The organism is Roseibium album (genome assembly GCF_965233825.1).
In the GTDB taxonomy this organism is placed as follows: Bacteria; Pseudomonadota; Alphaproteobacteria; order Rhizobiales; family Stappiaceae; genus Roseibium; species Roseibium album.
The window spans coordinates 6,081,108-6,106,226 of the sequence record NZ_OZ247583.1 but is presented as its reverse complement, the minus strand read 5'-3'; the positions used below and the strand labels follow the sequence as shown (position 1 = coordinate 6,106,226).

Here is a 25,119-nt window from a genome sequence, read left to right as displayed (position 1 = left end):
GGTTGCCTTGCCTGGAGTCAAAGCAGTGTGCGCAGTTCATCGATGCGGTCGTTCACGAGCCACCCGTAGTAGTTTTCGCGCGGCCAGGATCGACCGGTTCGGCGAAACTTGGCTGCGCGGCTCCAGGGATCACCAAGATTGTAAAGGGTTGCGGTTACCCCCGGATTCTTGGAAATGTCCACCTTGCCTACCGATTTGTAGGCCGCGATAGAATCCTGAATGATCGCGGCCATGTAGTGAAGCGAAATGTTCGGATCCATCGTCGCCTTGTAGACCGCGTCCGAATTCGACGCCTTCAGTTTGCGGAAATTGCTCTGGCGCGAAACACGATCCGTCATTTTCAGGACGGTGAGCGGGCTGAGTTGTCCCAGTCCGAAGCTCTGTCCGGCATAAAGCGGTTGGAAAAAGGCTTCGTTGAAGTTCTTTTTTGGGTAGCGGACACCGTCAACGCGTCTTCCCCGAAATTTGCTGCTCCAGACGTTTTCGTAGCAGGACCAGCGGCGGTCGCTGCTTTTTTGGATGTGCTCCTTGCGGCATCGGTCGAACTGCGGACGTTGCACGAATGTATCGACGTGTTCCCCGTTGAGCTCGAAATCGAAATTGATGCCGGCATATGCCAGTGCTTTCACGTAATACGACTGGGCACTGTCCAGTGTGTCGTAATTGTACGTGTGTTCTCCCACGATAGCGCCGATGATATGGATCGGATCGATGCCGTATCTGCGAGCCACCCTCTTGATGGACGACATCAGGCGCCGGTCGCGCTTCAGAACTGCAAGGACCTTGTTGAACTTGGCGTCATAGCTGGATTTGTTGGACGACGTGCGCCGTGCGGAAGCATAGGGAATCTTCGGCTGGTTCCTGAAACGATTGCCTTCGGGAACAACGCGGACGGATTGCGCGTGAGCGTGCTTTGTAACGCTTAGGATCGGGAGCTCCGGGGAAAACATAATTCCCAACGCCATGCAAACCGTGATCAGTCTTGGAAAAAAACTCAAGGGGCCAGTCTTCCTGCACATCATGATCGTTCTGCGCTCGGCGCTATATTATTTACCCGGTGCACGGCACCGGCCTTCAAACCTGTCAATCCAAGCAGAGTTACATAGTTCACTGAGCGCGACAGTAAATAACACATATTTCTATAACCCCCCGTAAAAAGCATCGCTGTGTCAAAGATGCAACTGCAACCTTTCGCTACGGCATTCCCATCAACAAGGAAGTGATCGCGGTCACAATCATCCTTTTCCTGATGTGACCGGCGTCAAGATCGCGATTTGAAACGGTATTTCATGCTGATCGCCGGTCCCATATTCAGGCGTACGGCGCGGGGAACACGGAGGTGATCGTTAAATTCACGGTGATGGCGGAGACCGCATAGCTCGCGCTGGATGGTTACGTTCCAGAGCGCTTCTCCTGCTTCCGCCAGCCGGTCGAGCCGGACCTGGTCCGTTGCTTGCGGGTCATTCTCCAGTTCATTCAATAGTTCGAGAGCCTTTTCCAGTTTCTTGATCAGGCGGGACAGTGTTGACGCTTTTTCATTGAAGATTTCCTGTTCAAGCGCTGCTGCGAGCGGGTCCTTGTCAGCGGGCTTCGTCAATTGAGGGTGTCTGACTGTCATCTTCTTCGGCCGAAAAACAGGTTCAATATCCTGATGTTTGTTTGAAAGATGTCGAACAATCAACATTCAGGAGGTCAATTTTCCAATTTCGAGATCTTTCTCAAAAATAACCAGGCCTCCCAGGGCGGCAAGCTTGAAAATACAGGGGAGGCCCGCATAGGTGACGCTTAACATGAAATTCAATTGCGGTGTCATGTCGACATTCGGATGGTAGCCGGACAGACCGAGCAAGGGCAGCGCGAGTCCGGTTGCGACAGCAAGCGCAGCCTTGGACTGAAAGGCCATGACCGAAAACAGTTTGGAAGCTTCCTGTTGCCGTCCATCAGCTTCGATATGGTCTGCAAGCAGCGCCGGAGGCAGGGCGAGATCCGCGCCAAGAGCGAGACCTGAAAATGCGCAGACCACGCCATATGCGACCAGATCTCCCTCCTGAAGCAAGGCTGCCCAGCAGAAAGTGAAAATCGCTGCCGCGAGCGAGAATTGCCAGGCACGCAGTTTCCCGAATTTTCGCGCCGCGGTTGTCCAGAGCGGCATCGACAGCGCACCGGCAAGAAAATAGATCAGCAAAAAGAGACCGGTATAGGCCTCGGCATCAAGGCGGTCCCGAATGAAAAAGAGAACGAGCACGGCGGGAACCGCGCTTGCAAAAGTGTTAAGGAAGACAAGCCCGAAGAACAGTGCCCGCCATCTGTTTTTCAGAAGTGGCAGCCAGCTTTCCCGCTGACCCTGATTTGCAGGAACATCAAGAGGAGCATTTTGCATCCATCGCACAAGTAGCCAGAGCGTTCCGCAAAGCAGAGGTAGATAGACCAGCGACAGCCAGTGAAATGCCTCGGCGGCGCCGACAACCTGCATGAGCACCGGCGGGGTTACGGCGGCAAAAAGAAGTCCGATCAGACCTATCGCTTCGCGACTGGCGGTGATCCTCGTGCGTTGGCCGGATGTTGTTCGCCAAAGACCGCCCAGAGCCTGAAAGTTGATGGAAACGACAGAAAAACCGGTGGTGCAAATCAATACAGAAATTGCGAACCAGAGCACAGGAGCCGATGCGACTGGATGAAAAAGCATCCAGAACCCGGCGCCGAGCAGGACCGTGCCGAATGCCAGAATTGCAGAGCGAAACGTATGGAACCTGTCGCTCAGGCTGCCGATAAACGGATCCTGAACGGCGTCGACAAGCCGGAGAGCAAGAAGAACCGAACCGAGTGTCGCCAGGGGAAGCTGCAACGACACGGCATAAAAATCGGGAGCATGCAGGTAGATGGGCAATCCGACGAACGCCAGGGGAAACGCCATGGCACCGTAGCGGGCGAGACTTGAGCTTCCGATGTGCCGGTCAACCGGGATCGCGTGAGGTCCTTCTTCTTCACCGTCACGCAATTCCGGTTGCCGGTATGAACTGTCTGATATTGCTGTCGTTTCCTGCCCGCGGCGGTTCACGAACCGGATCCGACCAGTCTGGTGCGCAGGCCCGGGTTCCGCGTCTTGTTGCCCAACCAGATCGAGAAGAATTTCCTTGTAAAGGCTGCATCGCTGATCGTGCCGATCTTGCGTCCGTCGAGGAAGAAGGCTGTACTTCCCTTTGCCGTTCTAACCCCGGTGATTGATTGACCGGGGGAAACATTCGGGAAGATGGCAAGCATCTGTTTTTCCCAGGATGCGAGCTGACCTGCCGAGGCACCGCCCTGACGCCTGATTTCCTTCACCGAACTTTCGGCAATGTCCTGACCCGTGAAGTTTCGCAAATAGGTCAATTTGAGAGCGAAAGGACTTGTGGCACTGTAGACGCCGTTCGGAGCATAGAGTTCGGCGTCGAACACCTTGAAACCGAGATAGGTCATGCGGCCCTTGCCGACCAGTTCGGCGGAGGGGACGGAACGCGCGGCGGAACCGAGATCCGCTGCAGCCTGCGTCGGAGTGAGAATTGTTGCGGACAAGAACAGGCACAAAAAAGCAAATATCGACCAGTTCATGGCTTGCATCGAATTACGCGACATCGTCGACACCCCTTCGGATGAGTTTGATATTGACCACACCAGCTCTTACGCAGGGCAAGTCGTGCCGGATCGCTTTAAGGACCTCAAACTGGCCGAGTAACGCTTCAGGCTTGCAATTCTCGCAATTGCACGACAGTCATGTTTCCTTTGAAAATTCGATGCATTATACTGGGAATAGATAAACCGGCGTCCCGGAGGGCTGCGCCAAGCTATCCAATCGCCTGAAAAGTTCTAGATACACCGGAATTGGTCCGGCGAAACTTCCGCGATATCGGTAAAGGATCTCGAACGGACCCGGTACCAGTCGCCAGGTCAGATTTTGAATGCTCAGTCCCTGCCGAGTGCGCATTCAAAACCTGACGCCATTCATGATGTCCCGGAACAGGGTTCCGGGGATAGAGTCCGGACAAGTGCCATGAGTGAAACCGATCTGAAGCTGAAACAGAAGACGAAAGTCCAGAAGCCGAAACTCTACAAGGTCATTCTGGTAAACGACGATTACACGCCGCGCGAATTTGTCGTCCTGATCCTGAAGGCGGAATTCAGGCTGGACATGGCACAGGCGGAAGTCGTCATGCTGACGGCGCATCAGAAGGGGGTCTGTGTCGTCTCAGTCTATCCCAAGGACGTTGCAGAAACGAAAGCAACGCGCGCAATTGATGCCGCGAGCCAAATGGGTTATCCGCTGCAATTCACCGTGGAACCGGAGTGAAAACCCGAAAGCTGCCGGACGGGTCCGTATCCTAATTCGAAATCTCGGTGTCGACCGGGCTTATCCATCTGCTGTCCATGTCCTTCAGAACACCGGCTTTTCGGGACAGGTCCATCCAGTAGTTGAAGTAGGCTGCCAACCCCGGTGAAGCAGGTGGCATCAGATAAGCGAACAGGAAGCGGCTTGCCGTATCCTCCGGCACAACTGCGGAGTAACCTTCCAATGATATGGCCAGGGCCCGAGCCTGTTCCCGCGTCCAGAGAGCGGCGTCGACCCCCTTCAGCTCTTGAAGATTGCTGTAGTTCTCGACGACACGGAGTTTCGCGGATGGAAAACTCCGCTTCGCAAGCGGTATGAGCACCGGGTCATCAAAAACCGCGATCGTGAGGTCGGGGTTTGATGCAATGACAGCCTTTGACTTGAACTCCTCGACCCGGCTTCGTTTCACGACCAGGGCAAGTGGACTTTCGAAGTAAGGGGCACTGACTGTCAGTGAATTCAACCGATCATCCGTTATGTACAAACCACCTATGGCTATGTCGAACTTCTTCTGCTCGAGGCTTTCCGCGAGGCTTTGCCATCCGTAAGGAACAAATTCCAGATCGACATTCATGCTTTGTGAGAAGCGATACATCATCTCGACATCGTAGCCGACGAGCCGGCCGTCATTATTCACATAGGCAAAGGGCATCACATTCGGGTTGATACCCACCTTCAGGACCCCTGTTGTTTCGATCCGGTCGATCGTATTGATCGCGGTGCCGACTTTCGGGTCCTGATTACCGGCGTCTGCTGCCTGCTCTGTTTTTGTCGGCAAAAGATTGGCGTTGCTTAACTGCTGCACATAGTCCGGCAGGCTGGCTGCCCGGTAACTGATTTCCGAATGAAGCGGAACGTGGGTGCCACCAAGACTTCCGAGCGCCCAGATTCCGGAAAAGGCAGCAGCGGACACGCTCAGCATCAGGACCAGGGCCTTCGGATCAAAGCGCACCTTGCCGTAGAAAATGAACGTAATGGCCGTTGTCACGAACGCGAAGGCGGATACCGAAGCGATTACCTGACCATATCGGGTGATCGCCATGGTCTCGACATAGAGGTTCGTTGTGCCGGAGGGAAGACCAAGCCAGTCGGCCATAAATGTGACGGCCCCGATTGACGACGTTGGCGAACCGATGCTCGAAAGCAGGGTAACGAAGGGCAGCTCCAGCAGTTGCTGCCTTTCGATCGGCAGGTAGTAGTAGAACGCGGCATAAATCAGAAACACCAGGATGAAGAAATTGCCGATCTGGGCAAGTGGATAACTGACAGACAAGGATGTTTCGATGATTTCCCTTTGTTGTTTTTCTTCGCCGTTATCGTTGCTCAACTTGGCCGCATATTGCTGGGCGGCTTTTTGAATCAAGGGAAGCGCCGCAACGGAGAGGGATGTCACGACCGCCACCATGAAAGCTTCCCGCAATCCTGACATAACTTCCCGGTAGGTGAGTGGCAGGAAGACAGTCAGCAACATCGGGAAAACCCAGAGTGCGAGCACAAGGGAGCTCAGCATCACGACCGCGATATAGATTGAAAGGGCGGCGAAGCCCGTCAGGCTGACGGAATTGATGGATTCAGCAAAGAGCGCGCATACGCCGAGCGGTGCCAGATAAACGATCCAGCCCCAGATGCGAATGCAGGCGTTGCGGACTATGGTCAGAATTTCAAGCAGCGGTGTCGGCTTTACGCTGTGCTGGATAGCGATGCCGAAGATCACGCCAATAAGCACAACGGATGGAATATAGTTCTGGCTGAGAGCTTCGAAGAAATTGTCCGGGACCAGCAATTTGACCAGGGAGGTGGCTGATCCCCTGTCATTTGGCAGGCTTGAGGAAAAGTCGACGACTGTTGCAGTCCCGACCAGTGGAACGGTTGAGGCCGCGACAATCAGAAACGCGAATGTCACCCCCCAAAGCAGAAGGTAGACCGGCCAGCTCTTGCGGAAGAGGGTGAGGGCGATGCTTGGCGACAGGCGACCGAGACCAAGCAAAAGGGAAGACACGAGGTAGGGAAGTACCACCACCTCCATCAACCGGATGTAAACGTCACCGAACGGTTGTAGAATCTGCGTCAACGCGGGACTGAAGGAACCGACGAAGATCCCGATGGCGCCGCCGACCAGGACGAGGATGGGCAGCAGTTTGCTTTTCACAAAGAGCGCTCCTCAACTTCGGGTAGCCGCTGGCCGGGTCGCGCAGACCCGCCTCCAAAACCCTAGCAGAAACGGTCGAAGTTGGAAATTTTGCACTATCGGTCAACAGTGCTCTGCCGACCGATAAGTCAGGGACTTGATTGCCTGGCGGTGACGCGCAATCCGAACGTCTTCAGTCGCGCAGCTTGACGATCTTGTCGTCGCCATTGCCGGGAGCGTCGTCATCCGGCCCTTCGCCATCCGTCGCGTCGGCATCCAGGTCAAGAGGTTCGATTTCGCTGTCCAGCGGCTCCGTGATCCCGAGTTCTGTCGCAGGGTCATAGGTTTCGGTGAGGCCGAGTTCTTCAGCCGGACCCTTGCCTTCCATGGCCATCTGATAGTTGGTGATCACGGATTTCAGCTGAGTGATCTGCTCATTGGCCGTATCGACCTGGATCTTGTAACGCTGAAGGCGTTTGTTCTCATCGACCAGGTCTTCCAGATTGTCGGCAAACTTCTGGTTCTGATTGCGCTGATGATTGAGATCCGTGAGTGCTGAATTGTATCGCAGGTTGACTTCACGCAGCTTGGCGTTGGTTGCCATCAGCTCGTTGCGGTCCTTTTCGTGGTTGGTCTGCGCACTGTCGAGCAGATGCTCGATTTCCTGCATGCGCTTCAGAATATCGCGACTGCGTTCCTTCAGCGTTGAGTTTTCGCGCGCCATTTCCTGCAGGGACTGGGCACCGATGCGGCGCTGGGAGGAAAGGTTCTCGATTTCAGCATTCAAGGCATAGATCTCGTTGTCATGCTTGCGCTGCTCTTCTTCCAGACGGGACTTGGCGTAGGTCAATTCCTGGTTGGCAACATCGAGATGCGACTTCAGATCAATGTTGTCGTTGCGAAACTCGATCAGCTCGCGTTTGGCCGATTCCAGTTCGCTGGTTGATTGATTGTTCTTGCGGATCTCATCTTCCAGAAGCTTGGCGCTCTCCGAAAGGTTCTGCTGCAGTTCCTTTTCCCGGTGCTTGATCGCATCCAGGTCCTCTTGCAGCCCTTCCGAGTGCCGCTCGAGGGTCTCGTGCTTGGCCATCAGGTCGTTCAGCTTGCCGCTCAGTTCGGCGACCTGGGCATTGGCTTCCACGAGCGTCGCGCTCTGGATCCGGTATTCGTCATTGACCCGCTTGTTGTTGTCACGGATCGTGACGATATCGTTGCGGGCTGTTTCCAGTGCAGTCCGAGTTTCGGTAGCGCGCTTGCGCAGCGAATGGACTTCCGCCTGGGCGTCTTCCAACTGGGTCGTCAAAGACCTGACCTTGTGGTCAGCGTCAAGCAGGTCCGTGGAAATCTTGGCATTTTCGGACTTCAGCCGAACTTCGGTCTCCACACTGTGTCGCGAGGTTTCAATGTACTCGGACATCATGCGGATGCTGGTCTGGCTTTCCGAAGCAAAGGCCGCCATCTGGTCGAACATCTGGTTGAGCCCGCCGACACGCGACTTGAGCCCGTCCAGATGGTTCATCTTTTCCTGCATCTTCAGGGCGAAGGGCGACAGCTTTTCAATGTTGCCAGTCGGTTCCGGCGCTTCCGGTACCGCCGTTTTCTCTGTTTCCACGCTTGTCTCGGCCCGCTGCTCATGGCCACCGCCCGGGCGCGGGGACTTCGAGAAAATGCCCATTCCTGTCTCCTGAATTTCCTGCCGGCGCCGCTCCGGCGAAATTTACTAGATGTTAATCCTTTATTAACCCATCTGCCACGGTCGTTTCAACGACTCACACCGGGTGGAATGAAGAATATATCGGGATATCTTGGCCCAAGAAGCGAAATGTCCCCGGCCGGCAACCGGGTTTAAACCTATGGTTAACAATTTGATGAGGCTAGGTTGTACCGCCTTGATCAGGTCTTTCGAAAAACTGCCTATATTGCCGTAGCGGCAGGTTGCTGCGCTTTTCGAGACGTTTTCTGCAAGCTGGGTTACCCCGTCGCCTGCCAGGCTTCGCTGCCGCTCGGGCTGGTTTCCGGTATCCGGACTTTCGCGGAGTGTCTTTGCACCTTTGGTGCCGTCGAAACTTCCGGAATGTCAAAGTTGCGGCTGGTCATTGGTGACACAGTGAATGCCGCCACCGCCGTCTGCGATCGACCAGGCATCGACCAGGTGGACCTGCCGGCCAGGAAAATAGCGCTGCAGATGTTGCTTTAGGTCCCGATCTGCCGCCGTATCCAATTCACTCATGGCGACAATGTAGCCGTCACCGACCAGCCAGTTCACATCACCGGGATACCATTCCACGTTGAAGCCTGCCGCCTGGAGATCTTCGGCAAGGCGCAGTTCCGGTTGGTCCTGTGTATCGGCAATCGCCACCGTCGTGGCGTTTATGAACCGCGCTGATCCGTCAATGTGACCTGTCGTAAGATCGTCGGGATGATGGCCATAGGACCAGATGATCTCTGTCAGTCCCAGAGCCTCTTTAAGTATGCGCTCGTGTTCAGACCGGGACAGCCCCGGATTGCGCTGATCCTGACAATCCCAGTTCAGCATGCCGATGCCGGAACCGTTGACTTCCAGGTTGCCCTTTTCAAGCACATAATCCGTCAAGTCCACGACGTTCAAGCCAAGCAGGCCGGCGACTTGGTTCGGTACCTTGTTGTCCTGCCGGTACTCGGCACCGGTTGTTCCGTCCCAGCCGGTAAAGGCCCAGTTCTGGACCCAGACGGTTTCACCATCGGTCAGGTAGATCGGGCCGTTGTCGCGCATCCACGCATTGTCGACCGCGACCTGGTGCCAGGTGATGTTCGCTGTCGTGACGCCCCGTTTCGCCAGAAAGTCCGCTGCAGCCCTCTGTTCCTTTTCCGTGCCGGTGAGAAGGTGCACGTTTTCATACCTCTGCACGGCTCGGATGATATCCGCAAAAGCCGGGCGCAAGGCTGTCTCGTATCTGCCCGGCCACTGCATCCAGACCGCGGCCTGCGGCTCCCATTCCGCTGGAACCCTGGGCGTTGCTGCGGCCTCACCCACGGAGGTCAAAAGCAGACCTGCCAGAGCCGCTCCCAGAAACTGTAACCTTCGGGACTGCATTGATTTCTCGCATTGTTTTGACCTGGAACGTCATCGGGAGTTCAGGTCCATGTTGTTTCAGAAATCGCACCGGTTGGTCAGTGGCCCTGTAGGCCGCGTTTCAGATCCTCCAGATTGAGCACCGGCATGATGTCGATCTGTGCACCGAGGCTTTCCATCAGGGGTTCGTTGTAGCGGGTGAGATTTGCCTGATCGGTTTCCTCGAAGTAGATCGTACCGGCACGCATGCCGTCCTTCATGTAGAAATAGGCGTCTTGGGCGCCTGTGTCTGCAATCAGTTTTTCAATTGCGGCACCTATTGTGTGCTGGGCACCGGCCTTGTTGCCCGCCTCGGTGGGGATCTTGAACGTCATCATCAGGCGCATGTGCTGTCTCCCTTTGCTTCCGGATCGGTTTTCACGGCTTGCGGTCAGCCGCCCATTTCGTCGATGGTCCAGCTGAGCGGCCAGCCCTCCGGCGCTCCGAAGACGCCGTCGCAGCTTGATTTTTCCAGATATTCGACGAGTTCGTAGTCGCCGCTTTCCGCCATCACCTCATGCCGCTCGAAGGCGCCGCAGTCCAAATTGGCGGAGTAATAGGTGGTGCCGGTGACCTGACCCGTATCGGGATCATAAAAGAGATTGTTGACCAGGGCATGATTGGGCTGGTTGAAATCCGGCGGTGTTTCGAATTCCTTCCATTCGTCAAGGGACGGATTGAACGGAATGTGGACAGCCATGAAATAGGGCACGTTGGCATCGGCAGCGGTGCAGGGCACAATCCAGGTCTCCACGTCGCCCTCTGCAAAATACTGCGCACCATAGGCCGGCAGGGTCTCCGCCAGCTTGCAGTTCAGCGTGCGGTAACCCATCATCTGGACAGATTCCGGCAGCTCTTCGACCGTATAGACGAGGCCCCTCGGCCCTGAAGACGCGTCCTGTGACGGCATCACCGGGGCGGGAATGTCGTTTGGCGGCGGCGGCGCTGCAGCAGTTTCGGGCTCCTTGGGAGCAGGCGGGGGCATTGTGGCAGCCGGAGCAATCGCTGTTGCGCTGTCCGCAGGAACACCCCCCCAGGCGACGACGGCATCCAGACGGCCGATCCGGCCCTGTTGTTCGTCCATTTTCAGGAGCGCGTGGGTCAGCCCTGAAAGCCTCACCCGGTAGATGAGGGTGCCGATCGAGCCGCCATAGTCGATCTCGACACGGGCACTCACGCCGCGGCGCAGTTTTTCGATCAGGTCCCGGTCGGCCTCGCCGCCGAAGGTCATTTCATTGCCGGTGTAGATCTTGGCGGCCTTGCCGAAATAGCCGTAATTGTCTTCTTCCAGGCTTTCGATCTCGATGCGGGCACGCATGCCGACATCCAGTTTTGTGGTCGGGCGCAAGGTGACGAAGACATCGCTTCCGGGCTTCGCGCCGCGTTCAAGCTTCAGCTTGAAGGCCTCGTCGTTCGAGCTCTCGCCTTGCGTCTCGGCAATGCAGTAGGTCTTTTCATCACAGCGGACGGACCAGTCGCCATAGTCTGTCCTGGCCAGTTCGGCGGAAACCGGTCCGGCGAGGCAAATCGAAAAACAGGCGGCAATGAATAGTCTCGTCACGCGATCCCCCCTTGCCGAAGCGATTCATCGTTCAAAGCCCGGCAATTGACAGCATGGCGCGGGATTTCCTGCTGTCAAACGAGATTTCCGGTTAGCGGGAATTGATTTGGCGGCGCAGGGCCTGCCGAAACTTGCAGATCTGGCCTGATTGACCGGAAACCTGCGCGACCCAAAAGAACTTCGCCGACCGTGCCTTGAGCCGGGCTTCTTCGTGATGTCCTGATCAGGTCCGGGTCGGTGAGACGTGTTGGCAACTGTGTTTGTCTCAATCTGACTGGCGGCCTCCGCGGAAACGATTGCGGCGCTCTGGAAGGGAATGGATCCCCGATCAAGTCGGGGATGACTTATGAGTTTGGAGCCACGCACGATACAAGACACTGCCGCGCCGGCAATGAGAGAGCGCTGGTCAGCGGCGATACACGAAGGGTTTGGATCAAGTCCGGGTCGGCGCCTTGTTTGGGGCGAGGCATCGGAACCAACCAGCAAGTCATCCCCGACTTGATCGGGGATCCAATCCACCTGTCAACATGTACGAGGCTATCGGTTCAGATCCTCATAGAGATCCCGCCATTCCGGATTGTGTTTTTCGATGGCCTGGATCTTCCAGTCCCGAGGCCAGCGCTTCAGACGTTTTTCACGTGCAATTGCTGCATCCGGGCTGTCGAAGATTTCATAATATACCAGTCGGGTAACGTCATATCGCCGGGTGAAGACACTCCCGGAATTCTCCCTGTGCTCATGTACCCGTCTCGCCAGGTCATTGGTAACACCGGTATAGAGCGTTCCGTTCTGGCGGCTGGCAAGGATATAGACGTAAAACGCCATATCCGGTTGTGACCTGGAATGGATCCCCGATCAAGTCGGGGATGACGCACGAGAATTGAACCTGAAATGCAAAATAATTAGCTCGGGTGAATTGTTTCTCAGCTTCCCTGGATTGAAGATTTGAATGATCTCTTTCACCCAAAGTTTATACTCCAACATTTATTCAATTTCAGATTGAATAACGGAGAGATTGATGCCTTTCAAAGGCTATTTTGCTTTGGGTCTTGTCGGAGTGATCCTCTGGTTAGCCATTGGAGTCTATCGAGATCGACAGGCCGACATCGCCAGGATCATGAAGGATCACAGTCTTTCTGACCTGCAGTTCGCCGCCTACAAAGCCTGCGAAAATCATATGTCGGGAATGCGGCTCAATAGCACCAACAAGTCCGTGCCGGTCGCCATTTGCGCCTGCCAGGCAAAGGCGCTGACGAAAGTCATGCTTCCAGGACAATATTCAAGCCACAAACGGGTCGTGACGTCGATGACCGAAGGCGAAGAAGAGACAGTTCCGTTTGAATTAAGAGAAACGCAATTGCGTGCCGGTTACTCGCCAGCATCAGGATTCAAAAAGTTGTACCTGTCGCTTACGGCATGTGTCTCCGGATATCGCCCGGAAAAAGAGGGGTAGCAAAGGGAACAGGACCGGGCGCGCGAGACAAGCATCTCTAACGTTTGCGAGGCGAGGCCAGTCGGCCTTAGAGCAGTCTTTCCCGAATCCATCAGGCGTGGAACGATTGAGAAGGCACAGACATCGCATCATCCAGAAGCTGTCATCCCCGGCATGATCGGTAGGATCCACTCGTTCCCAGAGCTGTTGGAACGACTACTGCCCCGGCCGCCCGCTCTTCTTCGGTCGTCCCCTACGTTTCTTCTCGTCCACCGGATCCTCATAAGACCCAGCTCCAATCTTGCCGCGCCGCACAGGCTGCACCGGATCATCATTGCCAAGGGGCACTTCAGTTCGGCCGACCGTCATTTCGTCCAGCGTGTTCTTCCGCACCTTGGCGCTTGGGGACGGGAGGGCCTTGGATGACTTTGCGCGGGCGCGGTCTTTTGCGGTTTCCTTTTTCTTGCCGCTGGCGCCTTCCTTGGTTCCGCCGGCGCCGAATTTCCTGGAACCCTTGAAGCCGCCGGTGCGGTCGTCGACGTCGGACTGGCGGGCCATGGCGTCGTCGGCAACGGCGAGTTCGGTTTCCTGGAGGCGCTTGATCTCGTCGCGCAGGCGTGCCGCGGTCTCGAAGTCGAGATCGGCGGCGGCGTCGCGCATCTGTTTTTCCAGGTCCTCGATATGGGCGGCGAGGTTGTGGCCCACGAGAGAGCCTTCCTCTGCGAAGCCCGCATCCACCGTGACGTGGTCCTGCTCGTAGACGCTGTCGAGAATATCGGCGATGTTGCGCTTGACACTTTCCGGGGTGATGCCGTGCTCTTCGTTGTAGCTTAGCTGCTTTTCCCGGCGGCGGTTGGTTTCGGCAATGGCCCGATCCATGGAACCGGTCATGTTGTCCGCGTAGAGAATGACCTTGCCTTCGACGTTACGCGCCGCGCGGCCGATGGTCTGGATCAGCGAGGTTTCCGAACGCAGGAAACCTTCCTTGTCGGCATCCAGGATCGCGACCAGCGCACATTCCGGAATGTCGAGACCTTCGCGCAGCAGGTTGATGCCGACCAGGACGTCGAAGGCGCCGAGGCGCAGGTCCCGAAGGATTTCAATGCGTTCCAGCGTGTCGATGTCGGAGTGCATGTAGCGCACACGCACGCCGTTTTCATGCAGGTATTCCGTCAGGTCCTCCGCCATGCGCTTGGTCAGCGTGGTCACCAGCGTACGGTAGCCTTTCTGGGCGACCTCGCGCACTTCACCCAGCAGATCGTCCACCTGGCTTGTGGCCGGACGGATTTCTACCGGCGGATCGATCAGGCCGGTCGGACGGATGACCTGTTCGGCGAAGATGCCGCCGGACTGTTCCATCTCCCAGGAGCCGGGGGTCGCCGATACGGCGACGGATTGCGGCCGCATGGCGTTCCATTCCTCGAAGCGCAGCGGGCGGTTGTCCATGCAGGAGGGCAGGCGAAAGCCGTATTCGGCGAGCGTCGCCTTGCGGCGGAAGTCGCCCCGGTACATGGCGCCGATCTGCGGAATGGTGACGTGGCTCTCGTCGGTGAAGACGATGGCGTTGTCCGGCAGGTATTCGAACAGGGTAGGAGGCGGCTCGCCCGGCTTGCGGCCGGTGAGGTAGCGTGAATAGTTCTCGATGCCGGCGCAGGAGCCGGTCGCCTCCAGCATTTCCAGATCGAACATGGTGCGCTGTTCGAGGCGCTGAGCCTCCAGCAGGCGGCCGTGATTGTTGAGTTCCTCCAGGCGGTGCTTCAGCTCGTCCTTGATCGACTTGATTGCCTGGTTCAGCGTCGGCTTGGGCGTGACATAGTGCGAGTTGGCGTAGATCTTGACGCTTTTCAGCTCACCCGATTTCTTGCCGGTGAGCGGGTCGAATTCGGTGATCGACTCGATCTCGTCACCAAACAGCGAAATGCGCCAGGCGCGGTCCTCGTAGTGGGCCGGAAACAGCTCGATCGTGTCGCCGCGCACACGGAAGGCGCCGCGCTGGAAGGCGGCGTCGTTGCGCTTGTATTGCAGAGCGACCAGATCGGCGATCAACTGGCGCTGGTCGATGCGTTCGCCGACCTCGATGGCGAAGGTCATTGCCGTATAGGTCTCGACCGAACCGATACCGTAGATGCAGGAGACCGAGGCGACGATGATGACGTCGTCGCGCTCCAGGAGCGAGCGCGTGGCCGAGTGGCGCATGCGGTCGATCTGCTCGTTGATCGAGCTTTCCTTCTCGATATAGGTATCCGTGCGCGGCACATAGGCTTCCGGCTGGTAGTAGTCGTAATAGGAGACGAAATACTCAACCGCGTTGTCCGGGAAGAAGGATTTGAACTCGCCGTAGAGCTGGGCGGCGAGGGTCTTGTTGGGCGCGAGGATCAGGGCCGGGCGTTGGGTGCGGGAAATCACCTGCGCCATGGTATAGGTCTTGCCTGAGCCGGTGACGCCGAGCAGCACCTGGGTCTGTTCGCCGGTCTCCATGCCTTCAACCAGTTCGGCGATGGCGGTCGGCTGGTCACCCTTGGGTTCATACTCGGACTTCAGGTCGATTTCGACCCCGCCCTCCGACTTTGCCGGTCGATCCGGCCGGTGCGGCACCCACATTTCACCGTTCTTGTGGAGAGGGTTGCCGGATTCAATCAGCGCTGACAGGGCCTCGACTGTTGCCGTTGCACCCTGGTTTCCGGTCAGCTCGCCGTATTTGGATTCCGTTTTTTTCTTCTTGTTGTCCTTCTTGTGCTGCTTGAGCCTTTCCTCAAGCTGTTCCGCCTCTTCCAGCGACATGTCCAGCCCGGCGACCGGCATCAGCCCGCCCGCGGCCCTTTCGCGCGCGCTGTCGGCCTTGCCGATTGAGGTTCCCCGCGCGGACTTTGTCGGTTTGGGTGGTTTGTCGGTTGCGGCACGGCGCGCTGTATTTCCTTTTGCGGACTTGCCGGAGGCAAGGTCCATGGTGCTGCTATCAGCCTTGCCGATGGAAGTTCCACGTACGGACTTTGTCGGTTTTGCGGGCTTTTCGATCTTGCCCTTGGCCTTCGCTCCCTTGGGAGACAGTTTCGCCTTGCGGCCTTCCTGAACATCTTTTGCGACCGCGCCGTCGCCGCCTGCACGTTCACGCTCGCGCGACGAAGTGCGCGCCGTCCGGCTGATCGTTCCGGGGGCACCGGGGGCAAGATCCTTTGGTGCTGCCGGGTCCGTGATCTTGGATTTCGGCGCCGGCCTGTCCTCTTCTTCGGCAATCTCGGCCGCCCAGTCGCTTATGGAGCCGGAGAGCGGTGTGCCGGAAAGCGGCTTCTGAGGCGCTTCGCCGAACCCTTCGGGCGCGGACGTGTCTTCGGAACGGGTTTTGGAGGAACGCTTCTGCATGGCAGCAATATGGTCCGGTTCCGCGCGCGAGAAAAGGGGGCAGGGGCCAGTTCAGACGGCTTTTCGGAACTTCCTGTCAGTCTCCTGACACAAGGGTGTCAGGAGGGGCTGGTGACGAATTCTACGAGCGGCTGATTATCGCGCCAGATCCAGATCATTCACGGCACCGAAAAAAGCGTCGACTAACCCCGATTTTCCGGCTCGAGACCGCGTTGCAACTGCTCTTTCACCTTGGCAGCGGCCTCGCCGACCGTGACCTTCTTGTCTCCGTTGAGATCGAGACCCCGGTTGCTCTTGTAGGCCTTTTCCGGATGCTTGAAAATTGCCGATCCTTCCGACTTGCCGAAGGCGACGGGCCACAGAACCGCCATGTAGACATCCGCGAGTTTTGTAAAAGGACGGCCATTGGCCTTGTTCTTCAAATAGGCCTCGACGAAATCCAGTTGACGATTTTCAGTCATTTGGGCGAGTTCGGCGGTGCTGGTGCCCAGTTCTGCAGCGGTCGTCGGCATGAACTGGATCAGGCCAGTTGCGCTGCCACCGGCAAGGTTCTTCTGCTTTGCGGAAAAGCTCCGGCCTGTCTCAAACGCCATGACCGTCATCAGGAAGTTGGGGTCGCACTGAATCCGGGTTCCAATTTCAATAACCTTTTTCTTGAATTCGTCATTACCAAATTTTCGGTCGACGAAACCTCCCCATGCGATGCCGTCTCCCGGTGGAATGGTGTCGGATGCCGTATCTTCCTTGAAGCTGCCCAGTGGTGGCCCGAGCCACCGGATCGCTGCAATCTTGGACCGGTCATAGTCTGAGTTTTTCACTGTGTCGCTTTGATTGCCGCCGAGAAGAGTTATCTTGCCGGCTTTCCCGCTCTGGTCTGGTGAACAGAAGCCGACATGACCCGAGCGGGCACTACCGGGCGGTGGCGACATGACGACGACCGCTCCGGCGGGCACGTTCCCGGTTTTTACTGGAATGGACAGATTGCCCCAGGACTTCCAATTTGCCGCCCGAGCAGCGCCTTTCACGATCGATCCGGCAACTTCACCGCCGGCCTGTTTCATGCAGAAGGCGACGAAGGCCCCGCACCAAGGCAGTACCTTGTTTGTTGCAAGATCCGTCGCCTTGAAATAGGTCAGGACACGATCCCTTCCCAACTGAGTGCCTTCTTTCAATGCGCCGTTGTTCCAGGGATCGGACTGTTCTGCAAGCGCCGTTGGAAGCCAGGTGGCGGCGCCACTTGTGACCGGCAGCAGTTCCGGCACATTTTCCTTCATTAACTTGAACGCAGATCCAAACAGCTTGTCCAGTTTTTCCTCTACAACCTCGTACAGATTGCCGACGGTTCTGGGCCCGGCCGCAATTCCGTTCGCTTCGGCCTCTGTCTTGTCCACCTTGAGGATGTGGTGGTTGTGACGAAAAATGCGCTGCATTTCCTTCTTTCGGTCGTCGTCAAGGCCGCTGACGATTTCTGTAATCAACGTGTCGGACTTTCCGCTCAGTTCCAGTTTTCTGAGTTCGATAGCTGCCAGAGGCGTGACAACGGCGGCAATGAATATGTCGGCGAAGGTTGGAATGTAGGGCCCGGCCTTGTCGGCATCAGGGCTAGAGCCAGCAGCCTTTTCGTGTGCAGTGATAACATCGCTTATTGTACGGGTGTGTTCGCGAGTCAGGAAGGCCATCCCGTAGATCTGGTCTGAGATATTGTCACGGTCATCTTCGACAAAATCCGGATCACCAGAGGCATCCAGGAACTCTTTCCAGCGGGTCGAGGTGATCTGAAATGGGCCGACCGCATCCGTGCCTGGCGTCTCGTTGCCGACATTTGCCATCTTCGTTTCGTAAATCGCGAGAGCGATGAGATAATCAGCGTGAACATAGTTCACACCGGTATCCGGCATGGCGTTGATCCACTCTTCTGCGCGGACACATGTTGTTATGAAAGCCCAGGGAATGACGCCGGGGCGTTCTGCGGCTTCTGCCTCCTCGAGAAATTCAACGGGAAGCCAGCCCCGCCGGATATTGCCAACAACCCGGAACTTGATCTTTCGAAGCTTGCCGTCGGCGGTAAGCGTTTCGTTTTCACCTTCGTCCGGGTCGTCTTCCACGATACTATTGACCGGAATTCTGGGAGACTTCTTTTTCAACTCCGGTAGCGTACCCTGAAATGGGAATTGAGCTTTCGTCAATTTGTAGAACATTTCAGGCCTCGCTATCTTAGTGAACGCTGAGATTAATCCTGAATATTACGTCATTCCAGAAGTAATTTCTGAAGATCCGGTGTGTATTGTGTATTAAGGTAAGCTTCGTTTCCAGTTCTAAATGTCTGATTTCCGATCGACTTCTTGAGTTCAGCGATCCTGGGTCGCAATGTATCGATTGTTGCAGTGTCAGAAATCTCTACATTTGCACCAAACTTCGCGCTCAGTTCGCGCAAATCTTCGCGAAGTTGTGCCAGCGCCTGTTGATTTGACGGATTGTTCTGGAATTCGCTTCGTTCCAGATAGTTCTTGAAGCTCGGATTGCAGGCTCCGGCTTCGTTGATCAGGGCATTTTCTTCACCGGTGGACAGGGTTCCTGTCACCTGCGTGTCGATCGTATTCTGGTATATGCGGATTGCCTCGGTCGTGCGAGTTCCTTTCACACCGTCAGGAGGCAGGCAAAGTGCGCTTTGTATTGCCCGGCTTATCCTCTCCTGTGTGCGCGAATTTGAGGTTCCCTGACCACGATTCGGCCGGAGCACTTGCGTGTTCGCGCGTACAACGGGGCTGCCGACCACCGGGGTCCGGTTGATCGTGTTTTCAACCGTCGGCTGAATGCCTGCAGAACCGAAGGTGGAATAGTCGTTGATGTTTGTTTCGATCGCGAATGGGAGGCAAAGGCGCAAGTAGGAACGGAGGACGTATTCGGCTTCCGGTTTGTTGGAAAACTGTTTCCCTCGAAGGTTCTTTCGAAAAGTGTGACGCGAGTTCAGAACAACAGAATTTACCGTCGACGAATCGATCTTGAGCAGCAGCCCATTGTAATTTTCGACACTTTGTACGGCCAGTCCAAATGCGAGAGCCGCAATCGTGAGTGCTTGTGTGGAAGCGCCGGTGATTCCCATGATCCCCGTCGTTGCCGCACCGATCGAGGTAATCTGGTTGATTAGCGGACCGTTCGAACGCCTGCGATTGTCCAGCCATTGCAGGTAGGAATCGCATCTGCGGTCTATATCGTTGAGGCCTTGTTGAACTATCAGGGTCCATGTCTTTGCATCGACGGCACCGATGTGACACGTCCCAGCTGGGCCACCATATGCCGCACCGGCGAGTCCAGCCTCTTGGCATAGGTAGTTGAAATAGAGCCGCTGCAATCTGTGTGTTTTGGTCATGTCCGCTTCGGTCGTGGGCAGGCTTGCACCGATGCCACGGGAAAGGAATGACTGCGAAGCGGGTTCGCAAGCAACGAGCAACAACCCGGCGAAAACGCTCAGAAAAAAGCGCAAAAAAATCCGGTGTCCGCGAACGCGCGGACTCCTGCTGGCCGTCATGAGACCACTCCGTAAATACGCTGAAACACCCATGCCGCCCGGCCGCGGGCACGCACTTTTACCAACTATCCGGGCCGGGGCTTCGACGTGTCAATTGTTTGTTAACCAATTGCAGGCCGGGGTTGTTCCAGCGAGCGGGGGGCACCCGGTGCGGTACAGCTGGATGGAACTGACGCACCGGATAAGTCTCTGCCGCATAGTTCTTATTTGAGTTGAGAGTTTCAAGACTGCTCGTGCAAGGACAATGGCGCGTGTTCAAGATTAGATGTGGACACTCTCGGTTGATGTTGCGTCCTGTTCGAATTATCGGCTCGAAGTCTTCTTTGAAATGAAAGAAATCGGCGAATCGCCGCAGTTGAGCCTGCATTTTCTACCAGCCGGATGGCTCCGGGGGCCGTTATTCTCTGCGCTTGAATTTCCAGGACTGCAAGATATCTCCCGCTTTGCCCCAGCCGTCATGCAGACCGCTGGTCCCGGTCAGCCAACCAGAGGTGAAGACTGCGTCGGTCCCGCGCCGGGTGCCGCAAAGGTAGAAAACGGGCAGGGACCACTTCAATCAACTCTTCAGGACCGCCAGTCAGCCTCCCGCCTCAAATGTCTCTGATGCAATCAGGCAACAGGAAGCCCGGATCAGAGAAACGTTTCGAACAGGGGCAGGCAGGCCGCGCCTATGGCGCCGCCTTCGGGGCCGAAGGCTGAAGTCTTGAGCGGTGCATTCGGCAATCCCCGTGAAGGTCCCGGTAACCGCGCCGTCGCGGCACGCTCGACAAGTTCCTTGTTGATCCAGCCGGGCAGCCGGCCACCGAGAACAATTTCCGCCGGATCGAAGAACCCGGTGATTGCTCTTTGTGCCAGTGCGATCTGTTGGCTCGCGCGGTCAATCCAGGCATCGAGGTCCGCTGCAAGACCGGAGGCCGGCTGCGTCAGACCGTCAAGGTCCTCAATCTTGTGACCGGCGTTGTTCATGTGTTTCAGGAGATCCTGTCCGGACGGCCGGAGTTCTTCATAGGGAAACAGGAAACCCGGCAGGCAGGCATTGCCATGAGCGCCGCGGTAGGGCTTGCCATCGAGGATGGCTCCGCCGCCGACACCGTGGCCGATATGGAGGAAAAACAGGGGGTCCTCGTCGCGGACACCTTCCCCGAGCATGAATTCGGCGATCGCAGCAGACGTGCCGTCGTTTTCGATGTGAACCGGAATGTCGAATGCGGACCTGAGGGCCGTGATCACCCGGTCGTCACCGAGCTGATCGAACAGTTCATGCGCTACCAGCAAGTCGCGATAGGTGCCGAAATTGCCCGGCAGGGAGACCCCGACACCAAGCAGAGAGTCCGGAGGGAGGTTGCGTGAAAGATCCGCAACACCGCTTGCGGCCGCCCTGGCAACGTCCTCCGGACGGGCGCCTGACAGGACTCGGTGCCGGGTGGCGCAGATGGCGCCGCGGAAATTCAGCAGAGCCAATTCCATTGTTCTCAGAGAAAAAACGATGCCGATCGAAAAAAAACGATCCGGGTTCAGCGCCAGATTGCGTTTCGGTTGACCCTGGGCGCCCGTCCTTGTGCGCGTTTCGTGGAAAAAACCGTCTTCCTGCAATCGGTTAATGAGGCGCGTCACGGACGCACCCGTCAGCCCGGTCGCCTCCGCAAGATCGGTTCGAGCCATTGTCTTGTTGCGAAAAATCAGAGCGATCAGCTTTCGCTCCGTTTGGCTGAGGTGCGCCGTCATCTTGATTCTCCCGACGTTTCGGGATAATAGGTTTTAAATTAAATTACACAACGTAATTTAATTGTCATGATGTTGTGCGACGAAATCCGGGCTTTCAGGCCGGAGGGTCTCAATCAGCAAGGAGGTAGTGGCTCATGAAAAAGACAGTTCTTACAAGCCTGGCAGGACTGCTGGCACTAGGTGGGGCGGTAGAGGCTGACCCGCTGGTCGTTTATTCGCCGCAGGGAGGAGAACGCGCGGAGTGGATCGCCGAGCAGGCAGCTGCCGCCGGACACGACATAGAAATCCTGAACGCGGGTGGCGGTGAATTGTTTGACCGCCTGCTTGCGGAAAAGAACAATCCGCAGGCTGATGTTGTTTTTGGCCTTGTCGACATGGCCATGTCGACGCTGAAATCGGAAGGGCTGTTCCAGTCCTACACGCCGACCTGGGCCGACGGGCTGCCGGACGAATATGTCGATCCGGATGGCATCGTCCACAAGTTCTGGCAGACGCCGATCGTGATCGCGATCAATACGGACAAGTTGTCTGCCGGCGAGGCGCCAAAGAGTTGGCTCGACCTGACCGACCCTGCCTACAAGGGCAAATACGTCGTGGGATCGACGTCATGGCAAACCACCCGGACCTTTCTTGCCGGTATCCTTGCCCGCTTCATGGATGAAAACGGCAAGGTTTCGGACGAAGGCTGGAAGTTCATGGAGACTTTCTATGCCAACGCCATCCTGGCGAACGATGGAGACAGCAAGACCCAGGCCTATGCCTCCGGCGATGCGCTGATCGACCTGAACTGGTTCGGAGGTGCCTACCGGCAGGCGGAAAATGTCGGTTACACCGTTGAACTGATCGACACGGAAGGCGGAACGCCCTTCATCGCTGAAGGCATTGCGATCATGGAGGGTACTGACCAGCTGGATCAGGCAAAATCTTTCGTCGACTGGTTCGGCTCGCCGGAATTCATGGGCGCCTATGCGACCCGGTTCAACCAGGCTCCGGCTCACCCGGAAGCGATCGCGCTTGCACCGACGGAGGTTCAGGAGAAGGCGAAGCTTGTGACGGCTCAACCGGTCGACTGGGATCTGGTTGCCGGCCAGATCGATGGCTGGATCCAGCGTATCGAACTTGAAATCAAATGACATGTGCCGAAAACCCGGCAGCGCAAAGGCGCTGCCGGACAGCGAGACAAGTTCGATGACACCACCGCTTCTCGGTCTTGAACAGGTTACCATCGGTTACGGCGAGCTGACCGTTGTCCATGACGTGACACTTGCGCTTCGTCAGGGCGAGTTCGTTTCCATTCTCGGACCTTCCGGGTGTGGAAAGTCGACGCTGCTGCGCGCTATCGCCGGATTTGTGCCGGTCAAGGGCGGGCAAATAAGCCTGAACGGCGAGGATGTGACCCGTCAGCCGCCCGAGGATCGAGACGTCGGCATCGTCTTTCAGAACTACGCCCTGTTTCCGACCATGTCCGTTTTCGAGAACATTGCCTTCGGATTGAGGGTCGCGGGAACCGGCAGCCGGGACATACGCGCGAAGGTCGATGCAATCGCCGAGGTTGCCGGCATTCTGGACCAGTTGCCCAAACGCCCGGCGGAGTTGTCCGGCGGTCAGCAGCAACGGGTCGCGATTGCCCGCTCGCTGATCATGGGAACCAAGGTACTTTTGTTTGATGAGCCTTTATCAAACCTGGATGCCAAGGTCAGGCAGACCATGCGCCGCGAAATCAGGCGGTTGCAGGCAGAGCTGGGATTCACTGCGCTCTTCGTGACCCACGATCAGGACGAGGCACTTTCCATGTCCGACCGGATTGTCGTTTTGAACGGGGGGCGGGTTGAACAGGCCGGCACCGCCCGGGAGATTTATCGCGCACCGCAAACCGCTTTTGTCTGCCACTTCATCGGTGCCGCGAACGCCTTGTTGCCAGCCAGCGCGGCACGGCTTTTCCCGAAATTGCACCTGCAAACAGGTGAAAGCGCCCATGTGCGATGCGAGGATCTGAAGCTTGTCGATCGCGCTCACCCTGACGCCGTCGAGGCCAGACTGGAAACATTGGACTTCACCGGCCGTGAGGCGACCCTGACCTGCTGCCTGGGTGAGGAGCGGCTGGATGTGATCATTGCCGGACACCTCGTCGATGACGACCTTGAGCCCGGCAAGGCATTGTATCTGGCTGCACGTGAGAACGCCGCCCATATCTACAGGAAACCTGTCTCATGAGCGCCGCGCGCCGGCTGGAACGCGCAGGCTTGCTGTTGGGGCTATGCGGGGTCGTCTGGTTCCTGCTGACCTTTCTGATTTTTCCGCTTATCGCCGGGTTGAGTGTTGCTTTTCCAGGTGCTGACTCCAAGGGTCTTTTCATCCTTGCCGAGGAGCTCTCCGCCGCGCGCCGTGTACGGGAGGCTGTCGCCAACACCGCCTGGATGACGCTTGCCACTGTTTTCACCGTGACGGTCGTCGGTGTGCTCCAGGTCATGTTTCTTGACTATTTTGCCATCCGGGGGCGATCCCTTCTGAAGATCGGGTTCGCGGTGCCGCTTGTCTTCGGATCGGTCGTGGCTGCGGCCGGCTACCGGTTCGTGTTCGGGCAGACCGGATCTGTCACCGCGGTGCTGACATGGCTGTTCCCGGATCTTGGCTCGGATTGGTTCGAAGGCTTCTGGGCGGTTCTTTATGCGCATACGTTCCTGATGACCGGATTGCATTATCTTTTCCTGAGGGCGGCCCTCAGACGGGTGGATTATTCCACGGTCGAGGCTGCGCGCAGCCTGGGTGCAAAGGAGCACACGATATTGCTGCGGGTTGTCCTGCCGGCAGTGATGCCGACGCTGATCGCCGTGACACTGTTGTTGACCGATACGGCCATGGCAAGTTTCGCCGTACCCGAAATCCTCGGCGGGCGTGACTTTCACATGCTGTCCCAGATGATCCTGAAATTGAACAGCCTGCGGCGACAGGACCTTGCGGTTATCCTTGCGATGATGTTCGGCATCATTGTCATGAGCCTGATTATCGCGTCGCAGATTGTCGAGCAGCGCGGGAGGTTTACCGGTGGTGCAAAGGTTCCGGTTCCCATCCAGCTCAAGACGATCCGCAATCCAGTCTGGAACGGGATTGCGCATGGAATCGCCTACCTGTTCCTTGCGGCAAATGTTCTTCCCGTTCTCACGGTGGTGCTGTTTTCCTTTGCTCCGGCGGCAAGCATCGGTGTCGAGATCATTCCCTCAAGCCTCTCCCTTCAGAACTACCTGAAGGTCTTCACCGATGCCGACGTCCTGCAACCGCTGCTGAACTCGGTGCAGATGTCGGGACTCGCCGTCTTTTTCGGCCTGGCCATCACTCTGTTTTCAGTTCCGGTCATGCTGAAATACGATAACTGGGCGGCGCGTACGCTTGATCTCAGCTTCTTTCTGCCGTGGTTCCTGCCGGGCGTTCTGCTGGCGGTCGGTATGATCCTGGCATTCGACACACCTAACGCCCTGGTGGGCGGAGCGATCTTGCTCGGCAACTGGTGGATCGTTCCGGCTGCCTACACGGTCATCATCATGCCGCTGATGGTGCGGTTTTTGAGGGCGGCTTTTGTCGGCATTGATCCGCATTACGGTGAAGCGGCACAGTCTCTCGGCGCTTCCGCTCTTTACAGGTTCCGGAGGATTTCACTGCCTCTTATCCTTCCGACCGTCGTTCTTCTGGCAGGATTGAAGTTCAACGAACTGATGACCGAGTATCCTGTCTCCGCATTTCTCTTCAACGTGAACAACAGACCCCTCTCGCTTGCAATCGTCGACGGCGCCCGATCCGCCGACCCCGAACAGCGGGCCGTCAATCTTGTCTATGTGACGCTGATCATGGCGGCGTCCATGGTGATTATCGTTCTTGCCGAGCGTCTTTCGATGGGGCGCGGCCCGGAACGCAACCGACTATGAAGGAGCA

19 protein-coding genes are annotated in these 25,119 nt (G+C 56.9%); 5 read left to right on the top strand and 14 right to left on the bottom strand.

The window, feature by feature from the left end; all coding sequences use genetic code 11:
• Nucleotides 1–17: 17 nt before the first annotated feature.
• The 4 genes from ACO6TI_RS28075 to ACO6TI_RS28060 all read right to left on the bottom strand — a co-directional run bounded on the left by ACO6TI_RS28075 (nt 18) and on the right by ACO6TI_RS28060 (nt 3,615).
• Nucleotides 18–950, bottom strand: a complete 933-nt coding sequence (locus ACO6TI_RS28075) for a DUF1402 family protein (protein WP_208992774.1) — start codon at nt 948–950, stop codon at nt 18–20.
• Between the two features lie 311 nt (nt 951–1,261).
• On the bottom strand, nt 1,262–1,597 hold the full coding sequence (locus ACO6TI_RS28070) for a DUF6665 family protein (protein ID WP_209004671.1): 336 nt from the start codon (nt 1,595–1,597) through the stop codon (nt 1,262–1,264).
• 87 nt (nt 1,598–1,684) lie between these two features.
• Entirely contained in the window at nt 1,685–3,058 is a 1,374-nt protein-coding gene (locus ACO6TI_RS28065) for an MFS transporter (RefSeq protein ID WP_422383822.1), read from the bottom strand.
• Nucleotides 3,055–3,615 carry a chalcone isomerase family protein gene (locus tag ACO6TI_RS28060; protein WP_082442889.1) on the bottom strand — a complete coding sequence of 187 codons (561 nt, stop codon included), beginning with the start codon at nt 3,613–3,615 and terminating at the stop codon, nt 3,055–3,057. Before ACO6TI_RS28060 ends, ACO6TI_RS28065 begins: the two co-directional genes overlap by 4 nt.
• Nucleotides 3,616–4,030: 415 nt before the next feature.
• Here ACO6TI_RS28060 and clpS point away from each other — a divergent pair, with 415 nt between their 5' ends.
• Nucleotides 4,031–4,327 carry an ATP-dependent Clp protease adapter ClpS gene (clpS, locus tag ACO6TI_RS28055; protein WP_029061097.1) on the top strand — a complete coding sequence of 99 codons (297 nt, stop codon included), beginning with the start codon at nt 4,031–4,033 and terminating at the stop codon, nt 4,325–4,327.
• A 31-nt stretch (nt 4,328–4,358) separates the two neighbouring features.
• Here the strand turns inward: clpS and ACO6TI_RS28050 are convergent, their stop codons facing one another.
• The 6 genes from ACO6TI_RS28050 to ACO6TI_RS28025 form a co-directional block, all read right to left on the bottom strand.
• Nucleotides 4,359–6,515, bottom strand: a complete 2,157-nt coding sequence (locus tag ACO6TI_RS28050) for a cation:dicarboxylate symporter family transporter (protein ID WP_422383821.1) — start codon at nt 6,513–6,515, stop codon at nt 4,359–4,361.
• A 172-nt stretch (nt 6,516–6,687) separates the two neighbouring features.
• On the bottom strand, nt 6,688–8,169 hold the full coding sequence (locus tag ACO6TI_RS28045; RefSeq protein WP_055117765.1) for a hypothetical protein: 1,482 nt from the start codon (nt 8,167–8,169) through the stop codon (nt 6,688–6,690).
• 402 nt (nt 8,170–8,571) lie between these two features.
• Nucleotides 8,572–9,567 (bottom strand): agmatine deiminase family protein, encoded by a 996-nt coding sequence (locus ACO6TI_RS28040; protein WP_055117763.1) that lies wholly within the window; start codon nt 9,565–9,567, stop codon nt 8,572–8,574.
• Nucleotides 9,568–9,644: 77 nt separating this feature from the next.
• Nucleotides 9,645–9,932 (bottom strand): hypothetical protein, encoded by a 288-nt coding sequence (locus ACO6TI_RS28035; RefSeq protein WP_422383820.1) that lies wholly within the window; start codon nt 9,930–9,932, stop codon nt 9,645–9,647.
• 44 nt (nt 9,933–9,976) lie between these two features.
• Nucleotides 9,977–11,146: a DUF1176 domain-containing protein gene (locus tag ACO6TI_RS28030; protein ID WP_422383819.1), complete on the bottom strand. Its 1,170-nt coding sequence runs from the start codon at nt 11,144–11,146 to the stop codon at nt 9,977–9,979.
• Between the two features lie 537 nt (nt 11,147–11,683).
• Nucleotides 11,684–11,971 carry a GIY-YIG nuclease family protein gene (locus tag ACO6TI_RS28025; protein ID WP_422383818.1) on the bottom strand — a complete coding sequence of 96 codons (288 nt, stop codon included), beginning with the start codon at nt 11,969–11,971 and terminating at the stop codon, nt 11,684–11,686.
• Nucleotides 11,972–12,164: 193 nt separating this feature from the next.
• Here ACO6TI_RS28025 and ACO6TI_RS28020 point away from each other — a divergent pair, with 193 nt between their 5' ends.
• On the top strand, nt 12,165–12,599 hold the full coding sequence (locus ACO6TI_RS28020) for a hypothetical protein (protein ID WP_196899996.1): 435 nt from the start codon (nt 12,165–12,167) through the stop codon (nt 12,597–12,599).
• Between the two features lie 195 nt (nt 12,600–12,794).
• Here the strand turns inward: ACO6TI_RS28020 and uvrB are convergent, their stop codons facing one another.
• The 4 genes from uvrB to ACO6TI_RS28000 form a co-directional block, all read right to left on the bottom strand.
• Nucleotides 12,795–15,938 carry an excinuclease ABC subunit UvrB gene (gene uvrB, locus ACO6TI_RS28015; protein WP_422383817.1) on the bottom strand — a complete coding sequence of 1,048 codons (3,144 nt, stop codon included), beginning with the start codon at nt 15,936–15,938 and terminating at the stop codon, nt 12,795–12,797.
• 182 nt (nt 15,939–16,120) lie between these two features.
• Nucleotides 16,121–18,136 carry a CHAP domain-containing protein gene (locus ACO6TI_RS28010; RefSeq protein WP_422383816.1) on the bottom strand — a complete coding sequence of 672 codons (2,016 nt, stop codon included), beginning with the start codon at nt 18,134–18,136 and terminating at the stop codon, nt 16,121–16,123.
• Nucleotides 18,137–18,186: 50 nt separating this feature from the next.
• Nucleotides 18,187–19,467: a hypothetical protein gene (locus ACO6TI_RS28005; RefSeq protein WP_422383815.1), complete on the bottom strand. Its 1,281-nt coding sequence runs from the start codon at nt 19,465–19,467 to the stop codon at nt 18,187–18,189.
• A gap of 630 nt (nt 19,468–20,097) precedes the next feature.
• The gene (locus ACO6TI_RS28000; protein ID WP_422383814.1) at nt 20,098–21,192 is read right to left on the bottom strand and encodes an ROK family transcriptional regulator; all 1,095 of its coding nucleotides are present in this window, start codon (nt 21,190–21,192) and stop codon (nt 20,098–20,100) included.
• 134 nt (nt 21,193–21,326) lie between these two features.
• Here ACO6TI_RS28000 and ACO6TI_RS27995 point away from each other — a divergent pair, with 134 nt between their 5' ends.
• The 3 genes from ACO6TI_RS27995 to ACO6TI_RS27985 are packed head-to-tail and all read left to right on the top strand — an operon-like array spanning nt 21,327 to nt 25,112.
• Nucleotides 21,327–22,325 carry an extracellular solute-binding protein gene (locus ACO6TI_RS27995; RefSeq protein ID WP_422383813.1) on the top strand — a complete coding sequence of 333 codons (999 nt, stop codon included), beginning with the start codon at nt 21,327–21,329 and terminating at the stop codon, nt 22,323–22,325.
• Nucleotides 22,288–23,406 (top strand): ABC transporter ATP-binding protein, encoded by a 1,119-nt coding sequence (locus ACO6TI_RS27990; protein ID WP_422383812.1) that lies wholly within the window; start codon nt 22,288–22,290, stop codon nt 23,404–23,406. Before ACO6TI_RS27995 ends, ACO6TI_RS27990 begins: the two co-directional genes overlap by 38 nt.
• Complete coding sequence (locus ACO6TI_RS27985; RefSeq protein WP_422383811.1) at nt 23,403–25,112, top strand: ABC transporter permease; 1,710 nt, start codon at nt 23,403–23,405, stop codon at nt 25,110–25,112. Before ACO6TI_RS27990 ends, ACO6TI_RS27985 begins: the two co-directional genes overlap by 4 nt.
• The last annotated feature ends 7 nt before the right edge of the window (nt 25,113–25,119 follow it).

What these genes read in the sequence shown, in the direction of transcription:
- ACO6TI_RS28075 (WP_208992774.1), bottom strand. Translation starts at nt 950, where the DNA reads ATGTTTTCCCCGGAGCTCCCGATCCTAAGCGTTACAAAGCACGCTCAC.
- ACO6TI_RS28060 (WP_082442889.1), bottom strand. Translation starts at nt 3,615, where the DNA reads ATGTCGCGTAATTCGATGCAAGCCATGAACTGGTCGATATTTGCTTTT.
- clpS (WP_029061097.1), top strand. Translation starts at nt 4,031, where the DNA reads ATGAGTGAAACCGATCTGAAGCTGAAACAGAAGACGAAAGTCCAGAAG.
- ACO6TI_RS28045 (WP_055117765.1), bottom strand. Translation starts at nt 8,169, where the DNA reads ATGGGCATTTTCTCGAAGTCCCCGCGCCCGGGCGGTGGCCATGAGCAG.
- ACO6TI_RS28040 (WP_055117763.1), bottom strand. Translation starts at nt 9,567, where the DNA reads ATGCAGTCCCGAAGGTTACAGTTTCTGGGAGCGGCTCTGGCAGGTCTG.
- ACO6TI_RS28035 (WP_422383820.1), bottom strand. Translation starts at nt 9,932, where the DNA reads ATGCGCCTGATGATGACGTTCAAGATCCCCACCGAGGCGGGCAACAAG.
- ACO6TI_RS28025 (WP_422383818.1), bottom strand. Translation starts at nt 11,971, where the DNA reads ATGGCGTTTTACGTCTATATCCTTGCCAGCCGCCAGAACGGAACGCTC.
- ACO6TI_RS28020 (WP_196899996.1), top strand. Translation starts at nt 12,165, where the DNA reads ATGCCTTTCAAAGGCTATTTTGCTTTGGGTCTTGTCGGAGTGATCCTC.
- uvrB (WP_422383817.1), bottom strand. Translation starts at nt 15,938, where the DNA reads ATGCAGAAGCGTTCCTCCAAAACCCGTTCCGAAGACACGTCCGCGCCC.
- ACO6TI_RS28010 (WP_422383816.1), bottom strand. Translation starts at nt 18,136, where the DNA reads ATGTTCTACAAATTGACGAAAGCTCAATTCCCATTTCAGGGTACGCTA.
- ACO6TI_RS28005 (WP_422383815.1), bottom strand. Translation starts at nt 19,467, where the DNA reads ATGACGGCCAGCAGGAGTCCGCGCGTTCGCGGACACCGGATTTTTTTG.
- ACO6TI_RS28000 (WP_422383814.1), bottom strand. Translation starts at nt 21,192, where the DNA reads ATGACGGCGCACCTCAGCCAAACGGAGCGAAAGCTGATCGCTCTGATT.
- ACO6TI_RS27995 (WP_422383813.1), top strand. Translation starts at nt 21,327, where the DNA reads ATGAAAAAGACAGTTCTTACAAGCCTGGCAGGACTGCTGGCACTAGGT.
- ACO6TI_RS27990 (WP_422383812.1), top strand. Translation starts at nt 22,288, where the DNA reads ATGGCTGGATCCAGCGTATCGAACTTGAAATCAAATGACATGTGCCGA.
- ACO6TI_RS27985 (WP_422383811.1), top strand. Translation starts at nt 23,403, where the DNA reads ATGAGCGCCGCGCGCCGGCTGGAACGCGCAGGCTTGCTGTTGGGGCTA.